We start from the raw sequence: 2,496 nt of genomic DNA on the forward strand, positions 1-2,496 counted from the left end.
CCCCCCCCCCCCCCCCCCCCCCCGGGCCGGGCCCGGCCGTTCTGGACCAGCCACCGCCGCGACCAGCTCTCCGGTTATCTGTTCATCGCCCCGCAGCTGCTCGGCAGCGTCCTGTTCGTGATCCTGCCGCTGGTGCTCGTGGTCTGGTACAGCCTGCACGAGTGGAACGTGCTCGCCGGGACGTTCGACTTCGTCGGCACGGACAACTATTCGGCGCTCGCCGATGATCCCAACCTCGGGTCGGTGTTGCGGGCCACCGGGCTGTTCTCCGTCGGCCTGGTGGTGCTCAACCTTGGCCTGGCGTTGCTGCTGGCCGTGCTGCTCAACCAGAAGCTGCGGGGCACGATCCTGTTCCGCACCCTGTTCTTCTCCCCCGTGGTGGTCTCCCTGGTGGCGTGGACCATCGTGTGGGGCTTTCTGCTGCAGAAGAACGGCGGGATCAACGGCCTGCTGGACATGGTCGGGGTGGACGGGCCGAACTGGCTGCGTGGCGAGGTCACCGCGATGCTGTCGGTCGTCGTCGTGCAGGTGTTCAAGAACGTCGGCCTGAACATGGTGCTGTTCCTCGCCGCCCTGCAGGGCGTGCCGACGGAGCTGTACGAGGCCGCGGAGGTGGACGGGGCGAGCCGGCTGCGCCAGTTCTGGCTGATCACCGTACCGCTGATCAGCCCGACGATCCTGCTCACGTCGATCATCACGGTGGTCGGGTCGCTGCAGGTCTTCGCGCAGATCGCGGTGCTGACCCAGGGCGGGCCCGGCGCCTCGACGAGGGTGCTCGTCTACTACCTCTACCAGCAGGCCTTCCAGTTCCATCACTTCGGCTACGGCGCGACGCTGTCGATCCTGCTGTTCGGTATCGTGCTCGCGCTCACCGTGCTGCAGTGGCAGATGCGCAAGAGGTGGGTCTTCCATGAGTCGTGACCTGTCGCGGCGGACCAAGCTGGTGCTCTACGGGGTGCTGCTGGTCCTGGCGATCCCGTTCGTCTTCCCGACCTGGTGGATGGTCACCTCGTCGCTGAAGCCGGTGGCGGACATCTTCTCCTTCCCGCCGCAGCTGCTGCCATCCAACCCCCGGCTGGACGCCTACCGGCGGGTGTTCGAGTTGCAGCCGTTCGGGCAGCAGTACCTGAACAGCCTCTACATCGCGCTGGTGGTCACGGTCGGCACCCTGGCCGTGTCGGCGCTGGCCGGGTACGCGTTCGCGCGGATCCGGTTCCGGGGCCAGAACGTGTTGTTCCTGGTCGTCCTCGCGGGGCTGCTCATCCCCAGCGAGGTGACGATCGTGCCGCTGTTCCAGATGTTCTTCAAGCTCGGGCTGATCGACACCCACTGGCCGCTGATCCTGGTGCCGATCTTCGGCGCGCCGAGCGTGCTGGCGACGTTCATCATGCGGCAGTTCTTCATCAGCCTTCCCGGCGAGTTGGAGGAGGCGGCCCGGGTCGACGGGCTGGGTCGCTTCGCCACGTTCTGGCGGATCGCGCTGCCGCTGTCGCGGCCCGCGCTGGGTGCGGTGGCCATCTTCACCTTCCTGCACAGCTGGAACCTGTACCTGGAACCGATCGTGTTCCTCTCCTCGCCAGAGAAGTTCACCCTGCCGCAGGCTCTCACCCAGTTCGTCGATGCCTACGGCGGCCCGATGTGGGACGTGCAGCTGGCGGCGGCGTCGATGACCGCGCTGCCGGTCCTGGTGGTGTTCGTCATCGCGCAGAAGCAGTTCGTCGAGGGCCTCGCGCACACCGGCCTGAAGGGATGACGGCACCGATGGTCGGGGTCGACATCGGCGGCACCAAGACGGCGGCCGCGCTGGTCGGCCCGGGCGGAACGGTGCTGGAGCGCCGCGAGGCGCCCACGCCCGCCCGGTCCGGGCCCGAGGCGGTGCTGGACACGGCCGCAGGGCTGGCCGCGGACCTGCTCGACGCGGGCGGCGCCGGCCCGGTGGGGGTGGGCACCGCCGGCACGGTCGACCCCGCGACCGGCAGCATCCGATACGCCACCGACAACCTGCCCGGCTGGGCCGGCACCCCGGTCGCCGACGCCCTTGCGGCGCGGCTGGCGAGACCCGTCCGAGTCACCAACGACGTGAACGCCGCAGCGCTGGGCGAATGCTGGACCGGCGCCGGATGGGACCGTGCGCATGTCCTGCTGGTGGCCGTCGGCACCGGGCTCGGCGGTGCGATCGTCCGCAACGGCCGCGTCGAGACCGGCGCCCGAGGGGCGGCCGGCGAGGTCGGGCACCTGCCAGCCCCGGGCGCCGAACGGCTGCGCTGCGGATGCGGCCGGTACGGGCACCTGGAGGCCATCGCCTCGGGCACCGGGCTGGCCGCCGCGTACGCCAACGCGACCGGCGCCCGGGTCACCGGTCGGACCGTGGCGGACCGCGCTGCGGCAGGGGACCGGGTCGCGCGGCAGGTCGTGGACCGGGCCGGCAGCATCCTCGGCGCGACCCTGGCGGGACTGGTGGCCCTGCTCGACCCGGAGGCCGTCGTGGTGGCCGGT

Annotated in this window: 3 protein-coding genes; all 3 read left to right on the top strand. The window is 70.6% G+C overall.

Translation table 11 applies throughout. The annotated features are described in order from the left end of the window. A partial coding sequence (locus ACL02O_RS34035; protein ID WP_412822289.1) for a carbohydrate ABC transporter permease occupies nt 1-921 on the top strand: 921 nt, incomplete at its 5' end. Further along, nucleotides 911-1,753: a carbohydrate ABC transporter permease gene (locus ACL02O_RS34040; RefSeq protein ID WP_412822290.1), complete on the top strand. Its 843-nt coding sequence runs from the start codon at nt 911-913 to the stop codon at nt 1,751-1,753. The genes ACL02O_RS34035 and ACL02O_RS34040, both read left to right, overlap by 11 nt. Beyond that, nucleotides 1,750-2,496, top strand: a 747-nt coding sequence (locus tag ACL02O_RS34045; protein WP_412822291.1) for an ROK family protein, incomplete at its 3' end; no start/stop codon positions are given. The genes ACL02O_RS34040 and ACL02O_RS34045, both read left to right, overlap by 4 nt.

Source organism: Micromonospora mangrovicola (assembly GCF_047200535.1).
GTDB lineage: Bacteria > Actinomycetota > Actinomycetes > Mycobacteriales > Micromonosporaceae > Micromonospora.